The following is a 21,938-nucleotide window of genomic DNA, read 5'->3' as shown; positions in this document are numbered from 1 at the left end:
CGCCCGCCGGTCCGGCGCGGTGTGCTGTGCTGGGCGTCGAGCACGGGCAGACGCGAGGACGAGGAAGCGAGAAACGACTGTGGAGCTACTGCGGAACGCGGTGCGCCCCTATGCGTGGGGCTCGCGTACCGCTATTGCTGATCTGCTCGGTCGGCCTGTCCCGACACCGCACCCCGAAGCCGAGCTGTGGATGGGCGCCCACCCCGGAGACCCGTCGCGGGTGGTCCGGTCCGACGGGGCAGAGGTGTCGCTGCTGTCCCTGCTGGACAGCGACCCTGCGCACCACCTGGGCCCGGAGTGCGTGGACCGGTGGGGCGGCCGGTTGCCGTTCCTGCTCAAGGTACTCGCGGCCGACGAGCCGCTGAGCCTGCAGGCGCACCCGTCGGCGGCGCAGGCCGCAGAGGGTTTCCACCGGGAGGAAGAAGCGGGCATCGCCCGCAACGCCCCCAACCGCAATTACCCGGACCCCACTGCGAAACCCGAGCTGATTTGCGCGTTGACCGAGTTCCACGCGCTAGCCGGGTTCCGCGACGCGCAACGCACCGTGCGGCTGCTGGACGAACTGGCCCTCCCCAGCCTGCGCGCCCACCGCGAGCTGCTCGCCGCGCAACCCGATGCCGACGGGCTGCGCGCCCTGTTCACGACCTGGATCACGCTCCCCGAGCGCTACCTGCGAGAAGTGCTGCCGGACCTGCTGGACGCCTGCGTGGCGCACGTGCGTGGCCGTGGCGAGTTCGCCCTCGAATGCCGGACGGTGCTCGAACTGGGCGAGGCCTACCCGAACGATGCCGGGGTGCTGGCCAGCCTGCTGCTGAACCGGCTCGTGCTCCAGCCGGGCGAGGCGATCTTCCTGCCCGCGGGGAACCTGCACGCCTACCTGCACGGCACCGGCATCGAGATCCTGGCCAACTCCGACAACATCCTGCGCTGCGGCCTGACGCCCAAGCACGTCGACGTCCCGGAGCTGCTGCGGGTGCTGGACTTCGCCTGCGGCAACATGCGGGTGCTCAAGGGCGAGTCGCTGGACGCGAACCTGACCGCCTACCGGACCCCAGCCGCCGAGTTCGAGCTGTCCAGATTGGACTGGACGCCGGCCGAATCCGGCCCAGTCCTGCTGGATTCCGCCGGTCCGCAGATCCTGCTGTGCACCAGGGGAAGCGTCCGGCTGACCAGCGGCGCGCACGGCGGCAACGGGTCGTTGCCGCGCGAACTGGTGCTGGAACGCGGCCACTCGGTGTGGTTGGCGGCGTCCGACCCCGCCGTGCAGGTACACCCCGTCAAGCTCGACGCGGACGGCAACGCCCAAGTCTTCCGCGCCGCCGCGGGCACGCTCTGAAACCCCGCGTTTCCGCGGACTCTATCCCACGCGCGGGAACCAGCGGGTAGATTTCTTCCGTCATCGGGCCGGCCACCGGCCGCTTTCGCATACCGAATCGGGAGAAACATCGTGTCAGCAGGAGGCGGGACCAAGGCCATCGTGGCCGCGCTGGCCGCCAACGCAGGCATCGCCGTCGCCAAGTTCGGCGGGTTCCTGTTCACCGGGTCCTCGTCGATGCTGGCGGAATCGGTGCACTCGCTCGCCGACACCTCGAACCAGGCCCTGCTGCTGCTGGGGCAGAAGACCTCGCGGCGCAAGCCAACCGAGGAGCATCCCTTCGGGTACGGCCGGGACCGCTACTTCTACTCCTTCGTCGTCGCGCTGCTGCTGTTCAGCCTGGGCTCGGTGTTCGCGCTCTACGAGGGCACCCACAAGGTCCAGCACCCCGAGCCGCTGGAGTCGGCGTGGGTGGCGGTGGTCATCCTGCTGATCGCGATCGGTCTGGAGACCTTCAGCTTCATGACGGCGATCAAGGAATCGAAGGCGCTCAAGGGCGGGCTGTCCTGGTGGCAGTTCATCCGGCAGGCCAAGACCCCGGAGCTACCGGTGGTGCTGCTGGAGGACTTCGGCGCGCTGATCGGCCTGGTGCTCGCGCTCGGCGGCGTCGGGCTCACCGTGCTGACCGGCAACCCGGTGTGGGACGGCATCGGCACCGTGTGCATCGGCCTCCTGCTGGGGGCGATCGCGATCGTGCTGATCGTCGAGACGAAGAGCCTGCTCATCGGCGAGGGCGCCGCCCGCGACGTGCTCGACGAGATCGTGGCGCAGCTCGAGTCCGAGCGCGTCGAGAAGGTCATCCACATCCGCACCCAGTACCTCGGTCCGGACGAGCTGCTGATCGCCGCCAAGATCGGCCTCGCCCCATCGTTGTCGGTGCGGGAGGTGGCCGCCGAGATCGACGACGCCGAGGCGAGGATCAGGGCGAAGGTGCCCGCGGCGCGCCTCATCTACCTCGAACCGGACTTGGAACGGGGCCGGGCTACGACCGGGTGACACCCATCTGCACGATGGGGGAGCATCACGAAGCGTTAACGAATCGGGTGCCGGACTTAAGTCAGCGAGTACCGATCGAGAGATTCCAGGGTTAAGGTGCGATCCACAATTTGGGATTACTGAGGGAGGCGACAGTGCCAGGCACTGGGCTGTGGCGAACCAAGTCGGTCGAACAATCCATTCTGGATACCGACGAACCGGACACCAAGCTACGAAAGAACCTCGGCACCTGGGACCTGATCGTCTTCGGCGTGTCCGTGGTCATCGGTGCCGGCATCTTCACCCTCGCCGCGAGAACGGCAGGCGATGTCACTGGTCCTTCGGTATCACTCGCGTTCGTGCTCGCGGCGATCGCCTGCGGGCTGGCGGCGCTGTGCTACGCCGAGTTCGCCTCCACCGTTCCGGTCGCGGGCAGCGCGTACACGTACTCCTACGCCACGTTCGGCGAGTTCATCGCCTGGATCATCGGCTGGGACCTGATCCTGGAGTTCGCCGTCGCGGCGGCCGCGGTGGCCAAGGGCTGGTCGATCTACCTGGAGCAGGTGCTCAAGCTGATCGGCCTCGAGGTGCCCACGGTGCTGCCGCTCGGGCCGCTCCAGTTCGACTGGGGCGCCGTGCTGCTCACGGTGGTGCTGTGCACCCTGCTGGCCATCGGCACGAAGCTGTCGGCCCGCGTCAGCCTGGTCATCACGCTGATCAAGGTGGCCGTGGTGCTGCTGGTCATCGTGGTCGGCCTGGCCTACGTCAACGCGTCGAACTACAGCCCGTTCATCCCGCCGGCGCAGGCCGCCGCCGAGGACAGCCCGAAGCTGGAGCAGTCCCTGCTGTCGTTGATCCTCGGCGGCGAGACCAGCACCTACGGTGTCTTCGGCCTGCTGGCCGCGGCCTCGCTGGTGTTCTTCGCCTTCATCGGCTTCGACATCGTGGCCACCACCGCTGAGGAGACTCGCAACCCGCAGAAGATGGCGCCGCGCGGCATCCTCGGCAGCCTGGCGATCGTCACCGTGCTCTACGTCGCGGTCGCGATGGTGGTCACCGGCATGGTGCCCTACTCCGACCTGGCCACCGCCGAGGACGGCACCCGTTCCACGCTGGCCACGGCGTTCGCCCAGCACGGCATCAACTGGGCGGCGGCGATCATCTCGGTCGGCGCCCTGGCCGGTCTGACCACGGTCGTCATGGTGCTGCTGCTGGGGCAGACCCGCGTGCTGTTCGCGATGTCCCGCGACGGCCTCGTGCCGCGCGGCCTGGCCAAGACCGACCCGAAGACCGGCACCCCGGTCCGGGCGACCGTGCTGGTCGGTGCGGTCGTGGTCGTCGCGTCCGGGTTCTTCCCGGCGGACAAGCTGGAAGAGATGGTCAACGTCGGCACGCTGTTCGCCTTCGTGCTCGTCTCGCTCGGCGTGATCGTGCTCCGCAGGACCCGGCCCGACCTGCCGCGCGGCTTCCGCGCCCCGCTGGTGCCGTTCGTGCCGATCCTGGCGATCATCGCCTGCATCTGGCTGATGCTGAACCTGACCGCGCTGACCTGGGTCCGGTTCGTGGTCTGGATGGCGGCCGGCGTGGTGATCTACTTCCTGTACGGCCGCGCCCACTCACGGCTGGGCCAGCGCCAGGCCGACGAGGTGGCCGCAGGTGGCGCAGTGCCCCGCGACGCGGAATCGGCCGAGTAGTCCGGTGACGCGCTGATCGATCGAAGCGGCGCCGCCTCATGAGGGCGGCGCCGCTTTTTGCATCCTCATTCGAACAAACGTTCACCTAGCTGAGTGATGATCTTCCGGACTCGGGCCTGGATCATGGGATGCATGACATCGAAATCAGCTGTGACTAGGAACATTCACCCCGCCGCGCGCTCGTCCAGCAGAGCGGAGGGATCCGGGTGGCGGAGAGGCGCAGGAGGCCCTGATGGCTGCTTCGCGTGCGCCGACTTCGTGCGTGATGCGAGGTCTTCGGGTGGACCGCCGCCGAGTTGGTCCATGCCTGGCGGAGGCGGCCCTCGGCCAGGCATGGAGCGTGGCGTGCTGTCGTGGTGGCCCCTCGGATCCCCGACGTCCGGTGGCCGGCCGCCCGACGCCGTTCAGCGATCGGAGGAGCGCAGCGGCATGCCGCGTTCCCACGGGGCGGTGCGGCCGCGGGGTTCGGTGATCTCCGGTAGCACCGACGGCTCCGGTCGGGGCCTCGTGTCCTGCTGCCGCGGCACCGCTGCGGTGGCCCGCTCCCGCTCGTCGACCCAAGCCGTCTCCGTCTCCTCGTCGTCGACCGGTTTGCGGGCCAATTCCTCGATGGTCTCGCCGAGGGACCCGCCGTCACCGCCCTGCGCCGTCAGGTGAGGCGCCTTCGGCGTGATCACCGGGGCCTGCGTCGTGGCCAGGGTCTGTGCCGGGGTCTGTGTCGTGGCCGGGGCCGGGGCCGGGGCCGGGGCCGGGGTCGGGGTCTGCGGTCGCAGCGGCAGCGCGGCCCCGCGGACCGGGGTTTCCAGGCCTGCGGCCATCGCGACGGCGCGGTCCCATTCCGGGTCGCCGCTGTAGTCGGTGTGCCCGAGCACGCCGGGAACCCAGCGGCGGCAGGAGAACGGGCCGCGCTGCGGGTCCGGGAGCCAGTGGTCGCCGCCGAGCACCAGGGCGCCGGTCGGTCCGCGAGTGGCGGCTGGCAGCGGCCCCTCGGTGCCGTCGGCTCGGAGCCCGACCCCGATCAGCATGCCGTCGTATACCTGCCGGTTCCAGGTGGTCACCGCGCCGCCGATCGGGTCGGTGCCGCGGCACAGCGAGCGCCAGCGACCGCCGAGCGCGCGGGCGAGGTCGCGCAGCGACGCGTGCGGCACCACGCCGGGGAACGCGCGCGGGTAAGCCCACTGGAGCTGGGAGCCCGCGGTCACCAGTCCGACCCGTTCGCGGTCGGCCTCGGGCAGCGACTCCAGCAGCCGGGCGGTCGCGACGGCCGCGAGCAGGCTGCCCTGGCTGTGCCCGACGAGCACCACGCGGGTATTCGGGTCGGCGAGGTGCACGGTGGCGCGGGCGGCGAGTTCGGGGATCACCTTCAGCGCGTAGCACGGTGGCACCACGGGATGCGCCTCGCGCGGCCAGAACAGGGCCAGATCGCAGAGCACGCCGAGGTAGCGGGCCGTGTCGCGCTTGGTGGCGGCCAGGTACACCATCCGCAGCAACCCAACGGCGAGCGTCGCGAGCGCGGCGACCCCCACTCCGACCAGCCAGCCGGACCAGGCGAAGCCCGGCAGTTCAGCGACCCGCGCCACCAGGGCCAACGCGGCGCTGACCGCCAGCACCCCAGCGATCACGAGGAGGACGAGATGTGAATAGCGGCGCTGCAGGTCCGCCCACTTCCAGGCATTGGCCGCCGCGCGCTGGTCCGCGGGTCGACCCGCGTGCAGCAGGGCGACCTCGTCGGGGATCGAGTCGTCGGCTCCCAAGGGACCGTCCGGGCCCTCCCCGCCGGGACCGTCGTTGTCGGTGAGCCCCGCGCGCCACCGCTTCACCAGCATCCACGGGGTTCCGATGATCCCGGCGGCCAGGAGCAGCACGGCGGTCGTGCCCCAGAAGATCGTCACGTCGTCGTACGCGGCGGGCAGCAACAGCACCGGGTCGCCGGGCTCCTCCGAGGCGCCGAGCGCCTTGCTCACGCTCAGCCCGAGGCCCGCGCCGAACCCGTTGCCGAGCATGCACGCGACCATCAGCACCGGAGCGGTCATCCAGCCACCAGCCCATGGGCGGAGCCTAGGCGGGCAAGCCTTCCAGCCGGGCCGTGCCAGCAGTGCGGCGGGCGCGAGCAGGACGGCCACCGCGAGGCAGGTGATCACCAGCGCGCCGGTGATCGCGTCGATCGTGGCGCCCGAGCCCGGCAGCTCGCCCGCCAGCGGTCCGGGGAGGAACGCGACCGAGCACAACAGCACTACGGCGGTGGAGATCAGTGCGCGGCGCGGAGTGCGACCGAGAACGCTCCGCAGCGCCTTCTCCTTGCCGTTGAGCTGCATTCGGGCCGGGTCGTCGAGCGCGACGGTTCCGGTCAAGGCGATGGCGAGCAGTGCCGCGGCGACCAGCCAACGCGGATCGGCGCTGATCGCGAACGGCCCACCGAGCGCGACCAAAGCCACTGTGGACAGTGCGGCGACGATGTGCAGTGCGCGCAGTGCGGGCGTGTCCGGGTCTGCGACGACATTCGCGCCGGGCAGCATCGGTGCTCGGGCCGAGTGCTGCGGTTTGTCGGTCTTCGGAGCGGAGATTTGCCAGGACACAGTGGACAAGCGATGCATTAGGAGGATCACGAGCCCAACAGGCAGCAGGGCGGCCGAGGAGCGCAGGATGTCGATGCGCCGGACGGCGTCCGGGACGAACTCCATGCATGGCACGCCGGGCTGGAGGCATTGCGCGGCGACCAGGTCCAGGGTGACGACCGTCAACTGCGCGACGAACAGCATCGTCAGCAGTACGGCGGAAATCCGGAGCAGCGCGCGCAGCGCGGACGAGAGTGCGCTGCTGAGCGGGTTGCCGGTCTTGGCCGGCGGCAGCATCCAGTGGGCCATGTTGGCCAGCGCGAACGGGAACAGCAGGGCCCAGGTCGCCTTGGTCAGGCCGCCGGAGGTCATGCCGCCCCAGACGTAGCCTTCGACGATGCGGGGCACCGCGCGGTCTCCGGCCGACAGCATCGGTCCGGGAACGGGACGGCGCAGCCGGTCGGCCGGGCGCATGATGCGACCGATGCCGTCGCCGGCGACGTCCACCGAGGCCACCGAATCGGTCAGCTCGTCGCCCGTGGTGCCGAGGATGCCGTGTACCCGCAGCTCGACGACGCGGGTGTCGGGCCCGGGTATTTGCACTGGATCCTCCCGAGCGGTTGTTGATCGTCGAAATGTCGGTGGCGATTCTCCACCGCTGATCGACATCTGGCGAGCTATGCCCCTCCGATTGTGATCGCCCGGAGTACCCCATGTCCCGGATTCCTCGCAGGTTTCTGGGCTGGTTTGGCGCGGCGGTGGGGTTGTGGCCCGTCGGGAGCAGCTGGTCCCGGCTCGGGTGAGGCGGCCGCGGCTGCGCGCAAGGCAATCGGCGGAGCCGGTTTCGCCGCGCTGACCAGCAAGTTTGATCGCTTTCCTGGGACAAGGGGCGGGTGTTGATGAGGGGAGGCTTAGCGAGCAGCGCCGGTCCGGTGGTGACCTGCGCCGGGGTCCGCCGCCGGGCGGCGGAGTCCCCCGGCAAACGTCACTGCGCGGTGGTGATCTCGGGCTCGTGGCGGACCGGGAAGTTGACCGAGTTGGCGATGAAGCACTTGCTTTGCGCCTGCTCGTGCAGCTTCTCGGCCATCGGCAGCATCGCCGCGTCGGCGATCGTCACCTGTGGGCGGAGCACGACCTCGGTGAAGTGCCAACCGGTGTCGGGGTCTTCAACCATGTCTCCGCTCGCGTCGTCCTGGTGGGCGGTGACGACGAAGCCCGAGGTGCTGCACAGCGCGAGGTACCACAGCATGTGTCACTGGGACAAAGCCGCGACCAGGAGGACTTCCGGGTTGTGGAGTTCGGGATCGCCGCGGAAAGCGGGATCGGCCGACGCCTTCAGCGGCGGCTTGCCGTCGATGTCCACGACGTGTTCGCGGCTGTAGCCGCGGTACGAAGCGGTCCGTCGCCGGTGTTGCCGGTCCAGGTGGCTGTCGTTCGATAGGAATGCGTCTACGGCATACTTGTTGTATACTATGGAATCGATTGCGGTAGAACCGGATTCGTGCAATCGGGCGAGTGGTCGAGGGCGTCCGGAGGGGAGGTGACAGACTCGACTACCGTCGTTGGCGTGGGTCGACTAATCGTCATCGAGGGTCTGGACGGCGCTGGCAAGCGCACGCTCGCCAACGGGATTGCGGCGGAGCTGACCGCTCGCGGCCGCTCCGTGGCCCGCTCGGCGTTCCCGCGCTACGCGGACAACGTCCACGCCGAGCTCTTCGCCGAGGCGCTCCGCGGTCGCCACGGCGACCTCGGCGGCTCCGTCCACGGCATGGCCGTCCTCAACGCGCTCGACCGCCGTGCCGCGGCGGACTCGCTACGCGCGGACCTCCGCGCGCACGACGTCGTCCTCCTCGACCGCTACGTCGCCTCGAACGCCGCTTACGGCGCCGCTCGGCTCCACCAGGACGGACACGGCGACTTCATCGCCTGGGTCTACGAGCTGGAGGTGACGCGCTTCGCGCTGCCGAAACCGGATCTGCAGATCCTGCTGCAGGTTCCGTCGGAGGTGGCGGCCGCCCGCGCCGAGCACCGGGAACGGACCGAAGTGGACCGCCAGCGCGATGCCTTCGAGTCGGATGCGTCGTTGCAGCAGCGCTGCGGCAAGGTCTACGAGCAGCTTGCGGCGGAGAACTGGTGGTCGCCATGGGTCGTGGTAGACGGCGTGAACCACGTGGACTTCGCGGCTCTCGTCGACAAGCACGTCCTGGTGTGGTGAGCGGCAGGCGGTCCCGCGCGCGGAACGGTCCTAAGTGCACATTCGCCCGAGGGTGCAGGTCCAGGCCGAGTTCTCGTTGCTACGCGGTGTGATTCGAGCGACACCCGCGGTGGAGTTCCGGCGGTGTGCAAAACCACTGCTGTGAGTACTCCATTCGGCGGTATCGGTTGGGTCGAACCGGTCGCTGTGCCGCGACCTGCGACGACGATCAGCGGGTGGATGCACGGCGGCGGGGTGACAAGTGCAACCATGTTGGCCATGAAGGCACGCGTGCTCGTGGTGGACGACGATCCGGCCCTGGCCGAAATGCTGACCATCGTGCTCCGGGGCGAGGGGTTCGAGACCGCCGTCGTCAACGATGGCACCAAGGCGTTGCCTGCCTTGCGGGAGCTCAAGCCGGACCTTGTCCTGCTGGATCTGATGCTGCCGGGGATTAACGGCATCGACGTCTGCAAGGCCATCCGCACCGAGTCCGTCGTGCCGATCGTGATGTTGACCGCGAAGAGCGACACGGTCGACGTGGTGCTGGGCCTGGAGTCCGGCGCCGACGACTACGTGGTCAAACCGTTCAAGCCGAAGGAGCTGATCGCCCGGCTGCGGGCCCGGCTGCGCAGGACCGATGCGGAGCCGGCCGAGGTGCTGACCATCGGCGACGTGACCATCGACGTGCCCGGCCACGAGGTGACCCGCGACGGCCAGCCGATCGCGCTGACCCCACTGGAGTTCGACCTGCTGGTGGCGCTGGCCCGCAAGCCGCGCCAGGTGTTCACCCGCGAGGTCCTGCTGGAGCAGGTGTGGGGTTACCGGCATGCCGCCGACACCCGGTTGGTCAACGTCCACGTCCAGCGCCTGCGGTCGAAGGTGGAGCGCGACCCGGAGCGCCCCGAGGTGGTGCTCACGGTCCGTGGCGTCGGTTACAAGGCCGGCCCCCCGTGATGTCGTGATCGAGAGTCGGGGCGCCCGCTCGCGAGCAGGCGCCCCGACTCTTCCAAGCGAAGTTCCGGGGTGGTGTCGCAGCCCCGGAGACCGCACCGTCCCCGGCCCGCCCCTGGAGGACGGGGTGGTGCGAGATGCGTGTGGTGGAAGAAGCGGCTTGGGCGGCAAGACCTCCCACCGAGCGCAGTGGTCTCGCGACCGGTTGCGGACACCGGTGTAGGTCGTCGGTCGAGCCTTTGACAAAGTTGCTAGCCGGGTCATAGCCGCGGAGGGGCCCGGGGGACGGTTGCCGTGAGCGTGTGGACGCGTCGAGGCCGCTTGGTTCAGCGGCTGATCAGCCGTGTCCGCGAAGAGGCCCGCAGCCGGTGGCGCCGCTTCGAGGCGCTGTGGCGGCGCTCGATGCAGTTGCGCGTCGTGGTAAGCACCCTCGCCCTGTCGATGGCCGTGGTCTTCGTGCTGGGCATGGTGCTGCAGTGGCAGATCACCTCGCAGCTGTTGACCGCCAAGGAGGCCGCCGCGATCTCGCAGGTCGAGGTCAGCCAGCCGATCCTGGAGCGCGAACTGACCGCGGTCGACCCGAACGCGGACAACGTCGCCGAACAGCTGCAGGCCGCGCTGAACCGGCTGACGACGACGTCCTCCGGGCAGTCCACGACCGACACGGTGGCCGGGGCGTTCGAGCCAGTCCTGGTCGACGGTCGCGCGCCGGGTGACCGGCGGCTGCAACCGGCCGCGGGCCCGATCTCCTACGTGCCGGACGACCTGCGCCAGTTCGTCGAGCGCGGCCAGCTGACCACCAAGATCACCACGGTGACGAACGAGACCGGTGCTGTCACGATGCTCGCGGTGGGCACCCCGGTAAGCACCGCGACCCGGCCGCTGCAGGTCTACCTGCTGTTCCCGCTGACCGCCGAGCAGAACACCCTCCGGGTCGTGCAGCAAACCCTGCTGCTCGGCGCGCTGGTGCTGCTGGTGCTGCTGGGCGCCATCACGAACCTGGTGACCCGCCAGGTAGTGCGCCCGGTGCGGCAGGCCGCGCAGATCGCCGAGCAGCTCGCCGAGGGCGATCTGGACAAGCGGATGCGGGTGATCGGCGAGGACGATGTGGCCCGGCTGGCCGAGTCGTTCAACGAGATGGCCGACAGCCTCAAGCACCAGATCACGAAGCTCGAGGAGTTCGGCCAGCTGCAGCGCCGGTTCACCTCGGACGTCTCCCATGAGCTGCGCACCCCGCTGACCACGGTGCGGATGGCCGCCGACGTGCTGCACGCCTCCCGGGAGCAGTTCCCGCCCGGTCTGTCCCGCTCGACCGAGTTGCTGGTGGACGAGCTCGACCGGTTCGAATCGCTGCTGGCCGACCTGCTGGAGATCTCCCGGTTGGACGCCGGCGTCGCCGACCTGGCCGCCGAGCCGCTGGACCTCACCGAGCTGGCGGAGCGTTCGGTGGAGTCGTTGCGCGCGATCGCCGACACCAGCGGTGTGGCGCTGCGGGTGATCGCGCCGTCCACCGCGGGCGCCGATCTCACCATCGTCGCCGACGCCCGCCGGGTGGAGCGGATCATGCGGAACCTGGTGGCCAACGCAATCGACCACGCCGAAGGCGGACCGGTGGAGATCCGCTTCGGCGGGAACGGGCATGCCGTCGCGGTGACCGTCCGGGACTACGGCGTCGGGCTGCGCTCGGGCGAGGCCGAGCTGGTGTTCACCCGGTTCTGGCGGGCCGACCCGTCCCGGAACAGGCGCACCGGTGGCACCGGCCTCGGGCTGTCGATCAGCCAGGAAGACGCCCGGTTGCACGGCGGCACGCTGGACGCGTGGGGTGAGCCCGGCGAGGGCTCCTGCTTCCGGCTCACCCTGCCCCGACGGCCGGGGGACTCGTTCGACGAAAGCCCGCTGCAACTGTCCGGCAACCGCCGCATCGCGGCGCCGGAGGCGCTGCTCGCAGCCGGCGTCGGTCCGCCGCAGGATGGCGAGGCCGGGGAGGCCGGTGAGCGGGAGATCCGCGACCTCGGACCGGCGCGGCTCTCCGAGGAGACCTGGGAGGACAAGTGAGGGACGTGCGTCTCGTCCGCCGGGTGGCGGTGCTGTTGGCCCTGCTGCTGTCGGTGTCGGCGTGCGCATCGATCCCGGAGAGCTCGGATCCGAAGGCGGTCCGGGCGGTCGACGAGAGCAACGCGACCGCGCCGGTGCCCCAGCCGCCCAGCGGCACCGACCCGCTCGCCCTGGTCCGCAGCTTCGTCAACTCGTCCGCCGTCCCGGAGAGCAACCACGAGTCGGCGCGGCTGCACCTCACCCCGCCGGCCGGTCGGGCCTGGGCCCCGCCGCCGGGCCTGCTGATCGTGGACAACGTCGACACGATCCCGGCGCAGCCTGCCGTGCCGTTACCCAACGGTGCGCAGGTGGTCGGCCTGCAGGCCGACAAGGTGGGGCGGCTTCTGCCGGACTCGTCCTTCGTGCCCGAGACCGGTGAGTACCAGACTCAGGTGCGCGTGGAGCGGCAGCCGAACGGCGAGTGGCGCATCGCGACGCCGCCACCGGAACTCGTCACCAGCCGGAGCTCGTTCAACGCCGTGTACCGGGCGGTCCCGATCTACTTCATGGACCACGACTCGACCGGCGTCGTCCCGGATTTGCGGTACGTGGTGTCGCAGCCGGCGAGTACGCTGCCCAGGCGGGTCGTCGACCTGCTGACCAGCGGGCCGTCCGAAGGTCTGCAGTCTGCGATGCACACGGCCATCCCCGCCGGGGTGCATCCGAAGACCAACCCCACCGAAACCAGGGACGGTGCCCTGGAGGTCAACCTCAGCGATCTCGGAACTTTGCCGCGCGAAAACCGTCGGCTGATCGCGGCCCAGGTCGTGTTCACCCTGCAAAGCGTCAGCAACGCACGCGTGCGGCTGAAGGTGGAGGGCTCGCCGCTGCTGTCGGACGGGAAGGATCTGTGGCCTACCGACCTCGGGTCCTACGAGACCAACAACATCCCGCGCCAGGACTTGCCCGGGTTGGCCGTGGTCGACGAGCGGCTGGTGGTCCTGAACGAGAACGCGCCGCCGATCCCGGGCCCGGCCGGCTCGGGCGAGTACGACGTGCTCCGGGCCGGGCAGTCGCCCGACGGCGCACAGCTCGCGGCGGTCACCCGACGCCCCGGTGGCGTCGGTGTCGAGCTGCGGGTCGGCCGCTACGGCGGGCACCTGCCCGAACTCCCGACTACCGGTGCCGACATGAGCAAACCGACCTGGCGCGGGAAATTCGAAGTGTGGACCGTTGTGGACGGTCGCGACGTGGTCCGCGCGCTGGCCAGCGGCAACAGCTGGGTGCCGCGTCAAGTGGATGCCGGGGCGCTCTCCGGTCGCGGGCCGATCAACGACCTGCGGCTGTCCCGCGACGGCACCCGGGTCGCGGCGGTGGTCAACGGGCGGCTCGTGGTGGCCGGAGTGTCCGATCAGGACGATCGGGTGGTGCTGCAGCGGCCGATCGAGCTGCCGTCCCCGGAGGAAGTGCGGATCACCGGCGTCGAGTGGCTGCAGAACGACTCGCTGGTGGCGGTCACCGACAGCAACACCACGCCGGTATTCGAGGTGTCGGTCGACGGGTTCCGCTGGGCCCCGTTCACCGCGGCTAACCTCGGCCAGCCGTTGAAAGCGGTGACGGTCGCAAGCGGTGGCCGGGTGGTTGTCGGCGACCGCAGCGGGATCTGGGAGTCCCGGGACACCGACGACGTCTGGTCGCTGCTCCCGGTCCCGATCCGCGGTGGCTCCATCCCGTTCTTCCCCGGCTGACCGGACCCGACACGCGTCGGTGAGTCGGGCGAGCGATCTGCGGCACGATCTGCCGATGCGCGTTCCTTGGCTCGGCGCCGGGCTTTCCGGGTTGGTCGACCTGATGCTGCCGCTGCGCTGCGCGGGCTGCGACGTGGCGGGCACGGCCTGGTGCCGGGACTGCTCGCGCGAGCTGGGCGGGCTCCGCCGCGTCGAACGACCGCTGCTCGAACCGGGTCCACCGGCGTACGCGCTCGGCAGGTACCGGGGCGCGGCCCGCCGTGCGGTGCTCGCCTACAAGGAGTCCGGTCGCCGCCACCTAGCCGAGCCGCTGGCCCGGCACCTCGCGGTCGGGCTGTGCGCGATCGCTGCGGAGCACCGGCTCGACCAGGCGTGGTGTCTGGTGCCGGCGCCGTCGAGGGCGATCGCATCCCGTCGCCGGGGTGGCGCGCACATGTCCCGCATCGCGCACCGGGCGGCGGCCGCGCTGACCGCCTCTGGTCAACCCTCGGTCGTCGCGGATTGCCTGATCACCGCACGTGGGGCGGCGGACTCGGCCGGTCTGGATGCGGCCGAACGAGTGCGCAACCTGTCCGGCCGAGTGCTCGGCCGGACAGGTCGAATTCCACCTCCGACGGCGCAAGTAGCCGTGATCGACGACGTCATCACCACCGCGGCGACAGCCGCGAGCTGCGTGGCGGTGCTCGGAACCGCAGGTGTCGAAGTCGCTGCGGTGCTCAGCCTGACCGCGACGGCGGGCTGAAGCATTCGGGTGGATTGCGGTTGGCCGAACGGCCTCGGGAACTTCACCTGCCGTCCACACGTTTTCCCGTTGTGAGCAGGCACAACCCGGTCCTTCGGCGACCCGGCGCGGAGCTACTGCGCGTAGCCTCCGAACGGGTGAAAATTGAGTCCGATGGGGTTCCACGGGTACGGATGGTTCACCCTGCTTCATGCTTCGAACGGTGGCACCAATCACTCTCGGTGGCCGCTTGACTTCGCCCGACAAGGGGGGTGTCACAAATCGGTAAACCGAGCTAACGTGCCACTCAATCCAGCCAACCGAGGCGGAGGGAAGGAGCGAAAGTCCATGTCCCTGGCGCCGGAAGTGAGCTGATTGCCTTCCGCGGCGCCCGCCGAGCACACCTCGCCTACGGCACGCAAGGAACGGAGGTCGTGAATGGACATCGTCGTCAAGGGTCGCAACGTCGAGGTTCCCGAGCACTACCGGGAGCACGTCAATTCAAAGCTGACCCGGCTTGAGCGGTACAACAAGAAGGCCATTCGGGCTGATGTGGAACTGTTCCACGAGCGGAATCCCCGCCAGGCCAAGAACTGCCAGCGAGTCGAGATCACGCTGATGGGCAAGGGCACGCCCGTTCGTGCCGAGGCCTGCGCCGGCGATTTCTACGCCGCACTCGACGCCGCGACGACCAAGCTGGAGAGCAGGCTCCGGCGCATGCACGACCGTAGAAAGGTGCACTACGGACAGCACAACCCGACTTCTGTGGCCGAGGCGACCGCAGCGATGGCGGACCGGCCCGTGGTGATGGGCCAGGGCGCCGCCGCGGCCGAAGGCCGGACCGCGCTGCTGGAAGCGCCCCGGGAGGTGGACGAGCACGCCGCCGAGGTACCGGAACAGCGGATGGCCGCGGAGGACGGGTACGAACCTGGTCGGGTCGTCCGAGAGAAGGAACACCCGGCCAAACCGATGACCGTCGACCAGGCCCTCTACGAGATGGAACTGGTCGGACACGACTTCTACCTCTTCTCCGACGCCGATAGCGGTAGGCCGAGCGTGGTCTACCGGCGGAAGGGATTCGACTACGGCGTGATCAGGTTGGCGGACGCCCTGTAGGGCGAGTCTGCGCCAACGCCGACCCGAACGGCTGTCCCCCGCGTACCGTGGTTCGCGGGGGACAGCCGCGTGTAGGGCCCGCCGGGGCCGCACCGTATCGCGGGTCCCCATCACCAGCTCTAATACGATGGCCACAAAGCGTCCGTGACGGACGCGTCACGATCAGCTAGTGAGGTCGACCGGATGGTCCTGTCCCGACTGCTCCGCGCCGGCGAGGGCAAGATGCTCAAGCGTCTGCGCAACATCGCGGCGCACATCAACGAGCTTGAAAAGGACGTCGTCGCACTGTCCGACGCCGAGCTGCGGGGCAAGACTGACGAGTTCAAACGCCGGCACGCCGAAGGTGAAGCCCTCGACGAACTGCTGCCCGAAGCCTTCGCGGTGGCTCGGGAGGGCGCCAAGCGCACTCTGGGCCAGCGCCACTTCGACGTGCAGCTGATGGGCGGCGCGACCCTGCACCTCGGCAACATCGCCGAGATGAAGACCGGTGAGGGTAAGACCCTGACCTGCGTGCTGCCCGCCTACCTCAACGCGATCACCGGCAAGGGTGTGCACGTCGTCACGACCAACGACTACCTGGCACGCCGCGACGCCGAGTGGATGGGCCGCGTGCACCGCTTCCTCGGCCTGGAAGTCGGCGCGATCCTGGCCGACATGACGCCGGAGCAGCGGCGCAAGGCCTACGCGGCGGACATCACCTACGGCACGAACAACGAGTTCGGCTTCGACTACCTGCGCGACAACATGGCCTGGAGCCTGGCCGACTGCGTGCAGCGCGGGCACAACTTCGCCGTCGTCGACGAGGTCGACTCCATCCTGATCGACGAGGCCCGGACGCCGCTGATCATCTCCGGTCCCGCCGACCAGTCCTCGCGCTGGTACCAGGAGTTCGCCCGGCTCGCCCCGATGCTCAAGCGCGACCAGCACTACGAGGTGGACGAGCGCAAGCGCACTGTCGGCGTCACCGAAGACGGCGTCACCCTCATCGAGGACCAGCTCGGCATCGACAACCTCTACGAGGCGGCCAACACCCCGCTGGTCGGCTACCTCAACAACGCGCTGAAGGCCAAAGAGCTCTACAAGTGTGACAAGGACTACATCGTCCGCGACGGCGAGGTGCTGATCGTCGACGAGTTCACCGGCCGCATCCTGGCCGGGCGCCGCTACAACGAGGGCATGCACCAGGCGATCGAGGCCAAGGAAGGCGTCGAGATCAAGGCCGAGAACCAGACTCTGGCCACGATCACGCTGCAGAACTACTTCCGCCTCTACGACAAGCTGGCCGGCATGACCGGTACGGCCGAGACCGAGGCTGCCGAGTTCCACACCACCTACAAGCTCGGCGTGGTGCCGATCCCGACCAACAAGCCGATGGCCCGTGCCGACCAGCCGGACCTGGTCTACAAGACCGAGCCGGCGAAGTTCGAAGCGGTCGCCGAGGACATCGAGGAGCGGTACCAGGCGGGCCAGCCGGTCCTGGTGGGCACCACCAGCGTGGAGCGCTCCGAGTACCTGTCGAAGCTGCTCACCCAAAAGGGCATCCCGCACAACGTGCTGAACGCGAAGAACCACGCGCGGGAAGCCGCGATCATTGCCGAGGCGGGCCGCAAGGGCGCGGTCACGGTCGCCACCAACATGGCCGGTCGCGGTACCGACATCGTGCTCGGCGGCAACATCGACCACCTCGCCGACGCCGAACTGCGCAGCCGCGGCCTCGACCCGGTGGAGAACCGCGAGCAGTACGAAGCCGAATGGCCTGCGGTGGTTGAAAAGATCACCGCGCAGGCCAAGGCCGAGGGCGAGGAGATCCGCGAGGTCGGCGGCCTCTACGTGCTGGGTACCGAGCGGCACGAGTCGCGGCGCATCGACAACCAGCTCCGCGGCCGTTCCGGACGGCAGGGCGACCCCGGCGAGTCTCGGTTCTACCTGTCGCTGGGCGACGAGCTGATGCGGCGCTTCAACGCCGCGATGGTCGAGACCGTGATGACCCGGCTCAAGGTGCCCGACGACGTGCCGATCGAGCACAAGATGGTCAGCCGCGCCATCCGCAGCGCGCAGACCCAGGTCGAGCAGCAGAACATGGAGATCCGCAAGAACGTCCTCAAGTACGACGAGGTCATGAACCAGCAGCGGACCGTCATCTACGACGAGCGGCACCGCGTGCTGGCCGGTGAGGACCTGCACGAGCAGGTAATGCACATGCTCACCGACGTGGTGACCGCCTACGTCGACGCGGAGACCGCCGAGGGCTACGCCGAGGACTGGGACTTCGAGAAGCTCTGGACCGCGCTGAAGGCCCTCTACCCGGTGTCGATCGGCTGGGAAGCGCTCGTCGAGGATGAGGAGGACCTGTCCAAGGAGCGCCTGCTGGAACTCGTCCTGGAGGACGCGCGCGACGGGTACGCGAAGCGCGAGGCGGAGGTCGACGGCAAGGTCGGGCCGGGCGCGATGCGCGAGCTCGAGCGCCGGGTGGTGCTCAGCGTCCTGGACCGCAAGTGGCGCGAACACCTCTACGAGATGGACTACCTCAAGGAGGGCATCGGGCTGCGTGCGATGGCGCAGCGCGACCCGTTGATCGAGTACCGCCGCGAGGGCTTCGACATGTTCGGGGCGATGCTGGAGGCGCTCAAGGAGGAGTCTGTCGGATTCCTGTTCAACGTCCAGGTCGAGGCGGCCGAGCCGCAGCCCGCGCCGGATGCCCCGGCGGTGCCGGTGTCGGTGAGCCAGGTCGGCAGCGGCACTCCGGACGTGCCCCAGACCCCGCAGCCGACGCAACCGGCCCCGCAGCAGGCCGCGCAACCGCGGCCCAAGCGGGCCCGGCATGCGTCCGCCGGCCCCGCGTTGAGCCAGCTCGCGCCGGCGGGAGACGGCGAGCAGGTCCCGTCCGCGCTGCGCGGCAAGGGCCTCGGTTCGCCGCAGCAGCACGGGCTGAGCTACTCCGGGCCGGACGAGACCGGCGGCGTGGAGACCAGCAGCGACACGGACCAGGGCCCGGAGGCGCGCGGCGGCACCCGTCGCGAGCGCCGGGCGGCCGCCCGAGCCGAGTCGAAGAAGCAGAAGAAGCGCTGATCAGACCAGGGACAACAGGGTGCAAACCCAGCGCCCGTCGTCCTGTTCGACGCGCATGACCAGGGCCCGGACCCGGTAGCGCGTTCCGACGATCATGCAGGCCTCCACCGTGAACCCGGTGACCAGGCAGGCGTGAACGGAACGCAGCCGGTAGTCCGGGACTTGTGTCGCGTGCAGCCGGGTCGTCAGCAGCAGCCCGGCCACTTCCCGCGAGACGTGCTCGCGTACCTCCTGCATGGCCCGGCGCCCGGACAGCACTTCGAAGACCTGCTCGCCGATGAACTCGGCGACGGCGGAAGCGCTGCTACCGGCCACCGTCTCGGCCAGCGGCGTCTCGATCGTCAACACTGCGGTCATGGCACCTCCGGGCGTTCGGCGGACTGCCCCCGCTTAACTGAGGAACTTGCGCTGCGGATCCGGTCACCTTCGGCCCCGGAACACTTCTATCGTGTGAGAGCCTGTCGGCGAATGCCGTCTGCGCCTTTGGAAGCGGCGTAGCCGCTTGCGTTCACCTTGCCAGGACGACCGTTGGCGGGTGTCAGCGGACACGGAAAAATCTGGGTGGGTGGACAGTTTGGTCCGGATCGGCGGACATGAGATTTCCGGGTGTGCGGACGTGTGATCTCCGGGACACGCCTGAGCAGTAATGCGGGGAGGGATCCCTCCGGCGGGGTTGGCTCTGATTGCTGATCAATGCCGACGTCGTCCTGGAGGGATCCCGTGACCAAGTCTGACAGGGAGATCATGGAGATTTTGGAAGCGTTCGACCTCACCCGCTGCGCGCACTCCGCTGCCCAGTTGGCTGGGGTGGATGAGAAGACCGTGACGCGTTACGTCGCGATCCGCGATGCCGGGCGGGATCCGCTGGTGCGAACTCGCCGGGCTCGCTCGATCGACCCGTTTGTGGGCAAGCTCGAGGAGCTGGTGGAGGCATCCCAGGGCAGGGTGCGCGCGGATGTGGTGCACCAGCGTCTGGTGGCGATGGGGTTCACCGGCACCGACCGCTCCACGCGGCGTGCGGTGGCCGAGGCGAAAGCGGCGTTTCGGGCCGGGCACCGGCGCAAGTACCGGCCGTGGGTGCCCGAGCCGGGCATGTGGTGCCAGTTCGACTGGGGCGAAGGCCCGCGGGTCGGTGGCCGCCGTACTCAGTTGTTCTGCGCGTGGCTGTCGTGGTCACGATACCGGGTGGTGCTGCCGGTGTGGGACCAGACTCTGGGCACCCTGGTGTCCTGTGTGGACATGATGCTCCGCAGGATCGGTGGCGCACCAACCTATCTGCTCACCGACAATCCGAGGACGGTGACGATTGACAGGGTGGCCGGGGTACCGGTGCGGCATCCCGACATCGTCGCCGCGGGCCGGCACTACGGCTGCAAGGTCGAGACATGCGAGCCGTTCGACCCGGAGTCCAAAGGCGGCTCAGAACACACGGTGAAGATCGCTAAAGCGGACCTGGTGCCCACGACGGCGAACCTGCTGCCGGACTACTCCTCGTTCACCGAACTCGCGGATGCGTGCTTTGAGTGGTGTGAACGCGTCAACGCCCGCCCGCACCGGGAGACCGGGACGGCACCGGTGCAGCGGCTGGCGGCCGAACGGCAGCATTTGCATGTCCTACCCGCCGAACCACACGCGATCGCGCTGGGCGAGGAACGTCTGGTGGACACCGATCAGACGATCCGGTTCGGGTCGGTGCGCTACTCCACCCCGGACGGATATCAGGGCAGCAAGGTATGGGTCCGGGTGACCGGCGACGAGCTGGTCATCACCGGCCGGAGCCCGGCCGGGCCGGCCGAGATCGCCCGGCACGAGCTGTCCACCCCGGGCAACCCGCGCATCGCCGACGCCCACTACCCGCACCATCCGGGCGGGAACCTGCCCCGCACGCCCAAGGTGCGCGCCCGCACCCCGGAAGAGGTCGCGTTCCTCGCTGTGGGCGAAGGGGCCAGACGCTGGCTGGTCGAGGCGGCTGCGACCGGCGTGACCCGCATCCGCGCCAAGATGGCCCGGGCGGTCGAGCTCGCCGCCCTGCTCGGCACCGACCGCGTCGACGAGGCGCTGGGGCTGGCCGCGATCGCCGGCAGGTTCGCCGAGGACGACCTCGCCTCGATCTGTGACCACATCACCGCCCGCGGACCGGCCGAGACGGTCATCCGGGCCGACGAGAACCACTCGGTCCAGCCCGGCACCCGGGGGTGGGAGGTGTTCGGCGCATGAGCAGCCCCAAAGCACCCGCCATCCCCGACGAGCTGGATCGTATCCTGCGCCGGATGCGGCTGCCCTACCTGCGCAAAGCCGCACCCGACGTGCTCGCCACCGCCCGCGCCCAGCGCTGGGATCCCGCTGAAGTCCTGCGTGTCCTGCTCGACGAAGAAGTCACCGGGCGAGCCTCGGCCACCCGCAGGCAACGCCGCAAGACCGCGAACTTCCCCACCGGCAAGACGTTCTCCTCCTGGCGGCCCGAGAAATCCTCGATTCCCGAGGCCACCCAGAACGCCCTGTCCACTCTGGAATGGGTTGGCAGGCAAGAGAATCTTGCGGTCGCGGGACCTTCCGGCACGGGCAAGAGCCACTTCGTCGAGGCCCTGGCACACGCGGCCATCGAAAACGACATGCGCGTCGCGTGGTTCACCCTGGAAACCCTGACCACCGCGGTCGGCAAAGCCAAAGTCGACGGCACCATAGCGCGCGCCATCAGCAAGATCTGCGGCTGCGACCTCATCGTCATCGACGACATCGGCATGCTGCCCACCGGGCAAGACGCCGCCGAAGCGTTCTACCGGATCACCGACGCCGCCTACGAACGCCGCTCCATCGCAGTCACCAGCAACATCCACCCCAGCGGCTTCGACTCGATCCTGCCCAAAACCCTCGCCACCGCGACAGTCGACCGGCTACTGCACCACGCACACCTCGTCACCACCAAGGGCGACTCCCACCGACTCGCCGAAGCACTCGCCGGCAAGGGGGTGATCCCGTTGAACTGACCACCCCCCGGAGAACCGCTGTCCATCAACCCGGAACACCGATGTCCACCACCCCGGGGGCCAACTGTCCACCCATCCGGACTACCAAACGTCCGTTGACAGCGGGTTCTGAGAGGTTTTCTGGTGAGGACGGCCCCTCCGCCGTGTATTGGTCATACGTCAGGAGGGGCACCCGCAGTCCGGGGAGCCTCTCAGGTTCCGCTAAGCGACCACCTACCCAGACCATTCGCCAACAGCCATCGAGGTCTTCACCAGACGCTCGTGTCGGGCGGAAAATCGGGGCTGGTCGCTCGCCGACGTCGTAGAGCCTTGGTGCGCGGAGACCGTGCAACAGCCTGACGCTGGCAGCTGGTTGAGGGGCCCTGCCTTGTTGCTTTGAGCACGTGAGTCCGACTCTTGCTATGCCCGCAGCTGCCCGAGTGGCCACCTGGTAGGCCGAGCTGGAGTGGAGTGAGTTGTGTGGACGAGATGACTGAGCAGCCCCTGGAGATCGTGCAGCGGGTCGCGGCACTGGAT

The 21,938-nt window shown here is 69.2% G+C and carries 16 protein-coding genes (1 of these 16 only partly in view); 13 read left to right on the top strand and 3 right to left on the bottom strand.

Features of this window, described 5'->3' with window-relative positions; all coding sequences use genetic code 11:
- Nucleotides 1–79: 79 nt before the first annotated feature.
- From manA to ACRXBZ_RS14410, 3 genes are all read left to right on the top strand, one after another.
- On the top strand, nt 80–1,336 hold the full coding sequence (manA, locus tag ACRXBZ_RS14420) for a mannose-6-phosphate isomerase, class I (RefSeq protein ID WP_433879565.1): 1,257 nt from the start codon (nt 80–82) through the stop codon (nt 1,334–1,336).
- 111 nt (nt 1,337–1,447) lie between these two features.
- Entirely contained in the window at nt 1,448–2,371 is a 924-nt protein-coding gene (locus ACRXBZ_RS14415) for a cation diffusion facilitator family transporter (RefSeq protein ID WP_433879564.1), read from the top strand.
- A 134-nt stretch (nt 2,372–2,505) separates the two neighbouring features.
- Complete coding sequence (locus tag ACRXBZ_RS14410; protein ID WP_433879563.1) at nt 2,506–4,044, top strand: amino acid permease; 1,539 nt, start codon at nt 2,506–2,508, stop codon at nt 4,042–4,044.
- Between the two features lie 404 nt (nt 4,045–4,448).
- On the opposite strand, the gene ACRXBZ_RS14405 is transcribed toward ACRXBZ_RS14410, so the two are convergent.
- Both ACRXBZ_RS14405 and ACRXBZ_RS14400 read right to left on the bottom strand, forming a co-directional pair.
- A complete protein-coding gene (locus tag ACRXBZ_RS14405; RefSeq protein WP_433879562.1) occupies nt 4,449–7,202 on the bottom strand; it encodes an alpha/beta hydrolase family protein in 2,754 nt (917 codons plus the stop codon).
- A 382-nt stretch (nt 7,203–7,584) separates the two neighbouring features.
- Nucleotides 7,585–7,848, bottom strand: coding sequence for an OsmC family protein (locus ACRXBZ_RS14400; RefSeq protein ID WP_433879561.1), 264 nt, complete (start codon nt 7,846–7,848; stop codon nt 7,585–7,587).
- 318 nt (nt 7,849–8,166) lie between these two features.
- Here ACRXBZ_RS14400 and ACRXBZ_RS14395 point away from each other — a divergent pair, with 318 nt between their 5' ends.
- From ACRXBZ_RS14395 to secA, 7 genes are all read left to right on the top strand, one after another.
- Entirely contained in the window at nt 8,167–8,814 is a 648-nt protein-coding gene (locus tag ACRXBZ_RS14395) for a dTMP kinase (RefSeq protein WP_433883879.1), read from the top strand.
- A gap of 258 nt (nt 8,815–9,072) precedes the next feature.
- The gene (gene mtrA, locus ACRXBZ_RS14390; RefSeq protein WP_433883878.1) at nt 9,073–9,750 is read left to right on the top strand and encodes an MtrAB system response regulator MtrA; all 678 of its coding nucleotides are present in this window, start codon (nt 9,073–9,075) and stop codon (nt 9,748–9,750) included.
- A gap of 291 nt (nt 9,751–10,041) precedes the next feature.
- A complete protein-coding gene (gene mtrB / locus ACRXBZ_RS14385; RefSeq protein WP_433879560.1) occupies nt 10,042–11,802 on the top strand; it encodes an MtrAB system histidine kinase MtrB in 1,761 nt (586 codons plus the stop codon).
- Nucleotides 11,799–13,529 (top strand): LpqB family beta-propeller domain-containing protein, encoded by a 1,731-nt coding sequence (locus tag ACRXBZ_RS14380; protein ID WP_433879559.1) that lies wholly within the window; start codon nt 11,799–11,801, stop codon nt 13,527–13,529. The genes mtrB and ACRXBZ_RS14380 overlap by 4 nt, the downstream gene beginning before the upstream one ends.
- A 55-nt stretch (nt 13,530–13,584) precedes the next feature.
- Nucleotides 13,585–14,271, top strand: a complete 687-nt coding sequence (locus tag ACRXBZ_RS14375) for a ComF family protein (protein WP_433879558.1) — start codon at nt 13,585–13,587, stop codon at nt 14,269–14,271.
- A 417-nt stretch (nt 14,272–14,688) separates the two neighbouring features.
- Entirely contained in the window at nt 14,689–15,366 is a 678-nt protein-coding gene (gene hpf / locus ACRXBZ_RS14370) for a ribosome hibernation-promoting factor, HPF/YfiA family (protein WP_433879557.1), read from the top strand.
- Between the two features lie 183 nt (nt 15,367–15,549).
- Nucleotides 15,550–18,435, top strand: coding sequence for a preprotein translocase subunit SecA (secA, locus tag ACRXBZ_RS14365; RefSeq protein WP_433879556.1), 2,886 nt, complete (start codon nt 15,550–15,552; stop codon nt 18,433–18,435).
- On the opposite strand, the gene ACRXBZ_RS14360 is transcribed toward secA, so the two are convergent.
- The gene (locus ACRXBZ_RS14360) at nt 18,436–18,792 is read right to left on the bottom strand and encodes an Rv3235 family protein (protein ID WP_433879555.1); all 357 of its coding nucleotides are present in this window, start codon (nt 18,790–18,792) and stop codon (nt 18,436–18,438) included. It lies immediately after the preceding gene.
- A gap of 387 nt (nt 18,793–19,179) precedes the next feature.
- On the opposite strand from ACRXBZ_RS14360, the gene istA reads away from it, so the two are divergent.
- From istA to ACRXBZ_RS14345, 3 genes are all read left to right on the top strand, one after another.
- Nucleotides 19,180–20,652, top strand: a complete 1,473-nt coding sequence (gene istA / locus ACRXBZ_RS14355; protein WP_433883877.1) for an IS21 family transposase — start codon at nt 19,180–19,182, stop codon at nt 20,650–20,652.
- Entirely contained in the window at nt 20,649–21,422 is a 774-nt protein-coding gene (gene istB / locus ACRXBZ_RS14350; RefSeq protein ID WP_433879554.1) for an IS21-like element helper ATPase IstB, read from the top strand. The genes istA and istB overlap by 4 nt, the downstream gene beginning before the upstream one ends.
- 468 nt (nt 21,423–21,890) lie before the next feature.
- Nucleotides 21,891–21,938: the start of an IS110 family RNA-guided transposase gene (locus tag ACRXBZ_RS14345; protein ID WP_433879553.1), read on the top strand. It continues 903 nt past the right edge of the window; 48 of the gene's 951 nt are visible here — the first part of the coding sequence; it begins with the start codon at nt 21,891–21,893; the stop codon falls past the right edge of the window.

This window comes from Saccharopolyspora hattusasensis (genome assembly GCF_050972075.1).
Classification (GTDB): Bacteria; Actinomycetota; Actinomycetes; order Mycobacteriales; family Pseudonocardiaceae; genus Saccharopolyspora; species Saccharopolyspora hattusasensis.
This window is presented reverse-complemented; position numbering and strand designations above follow the sequence as displayed.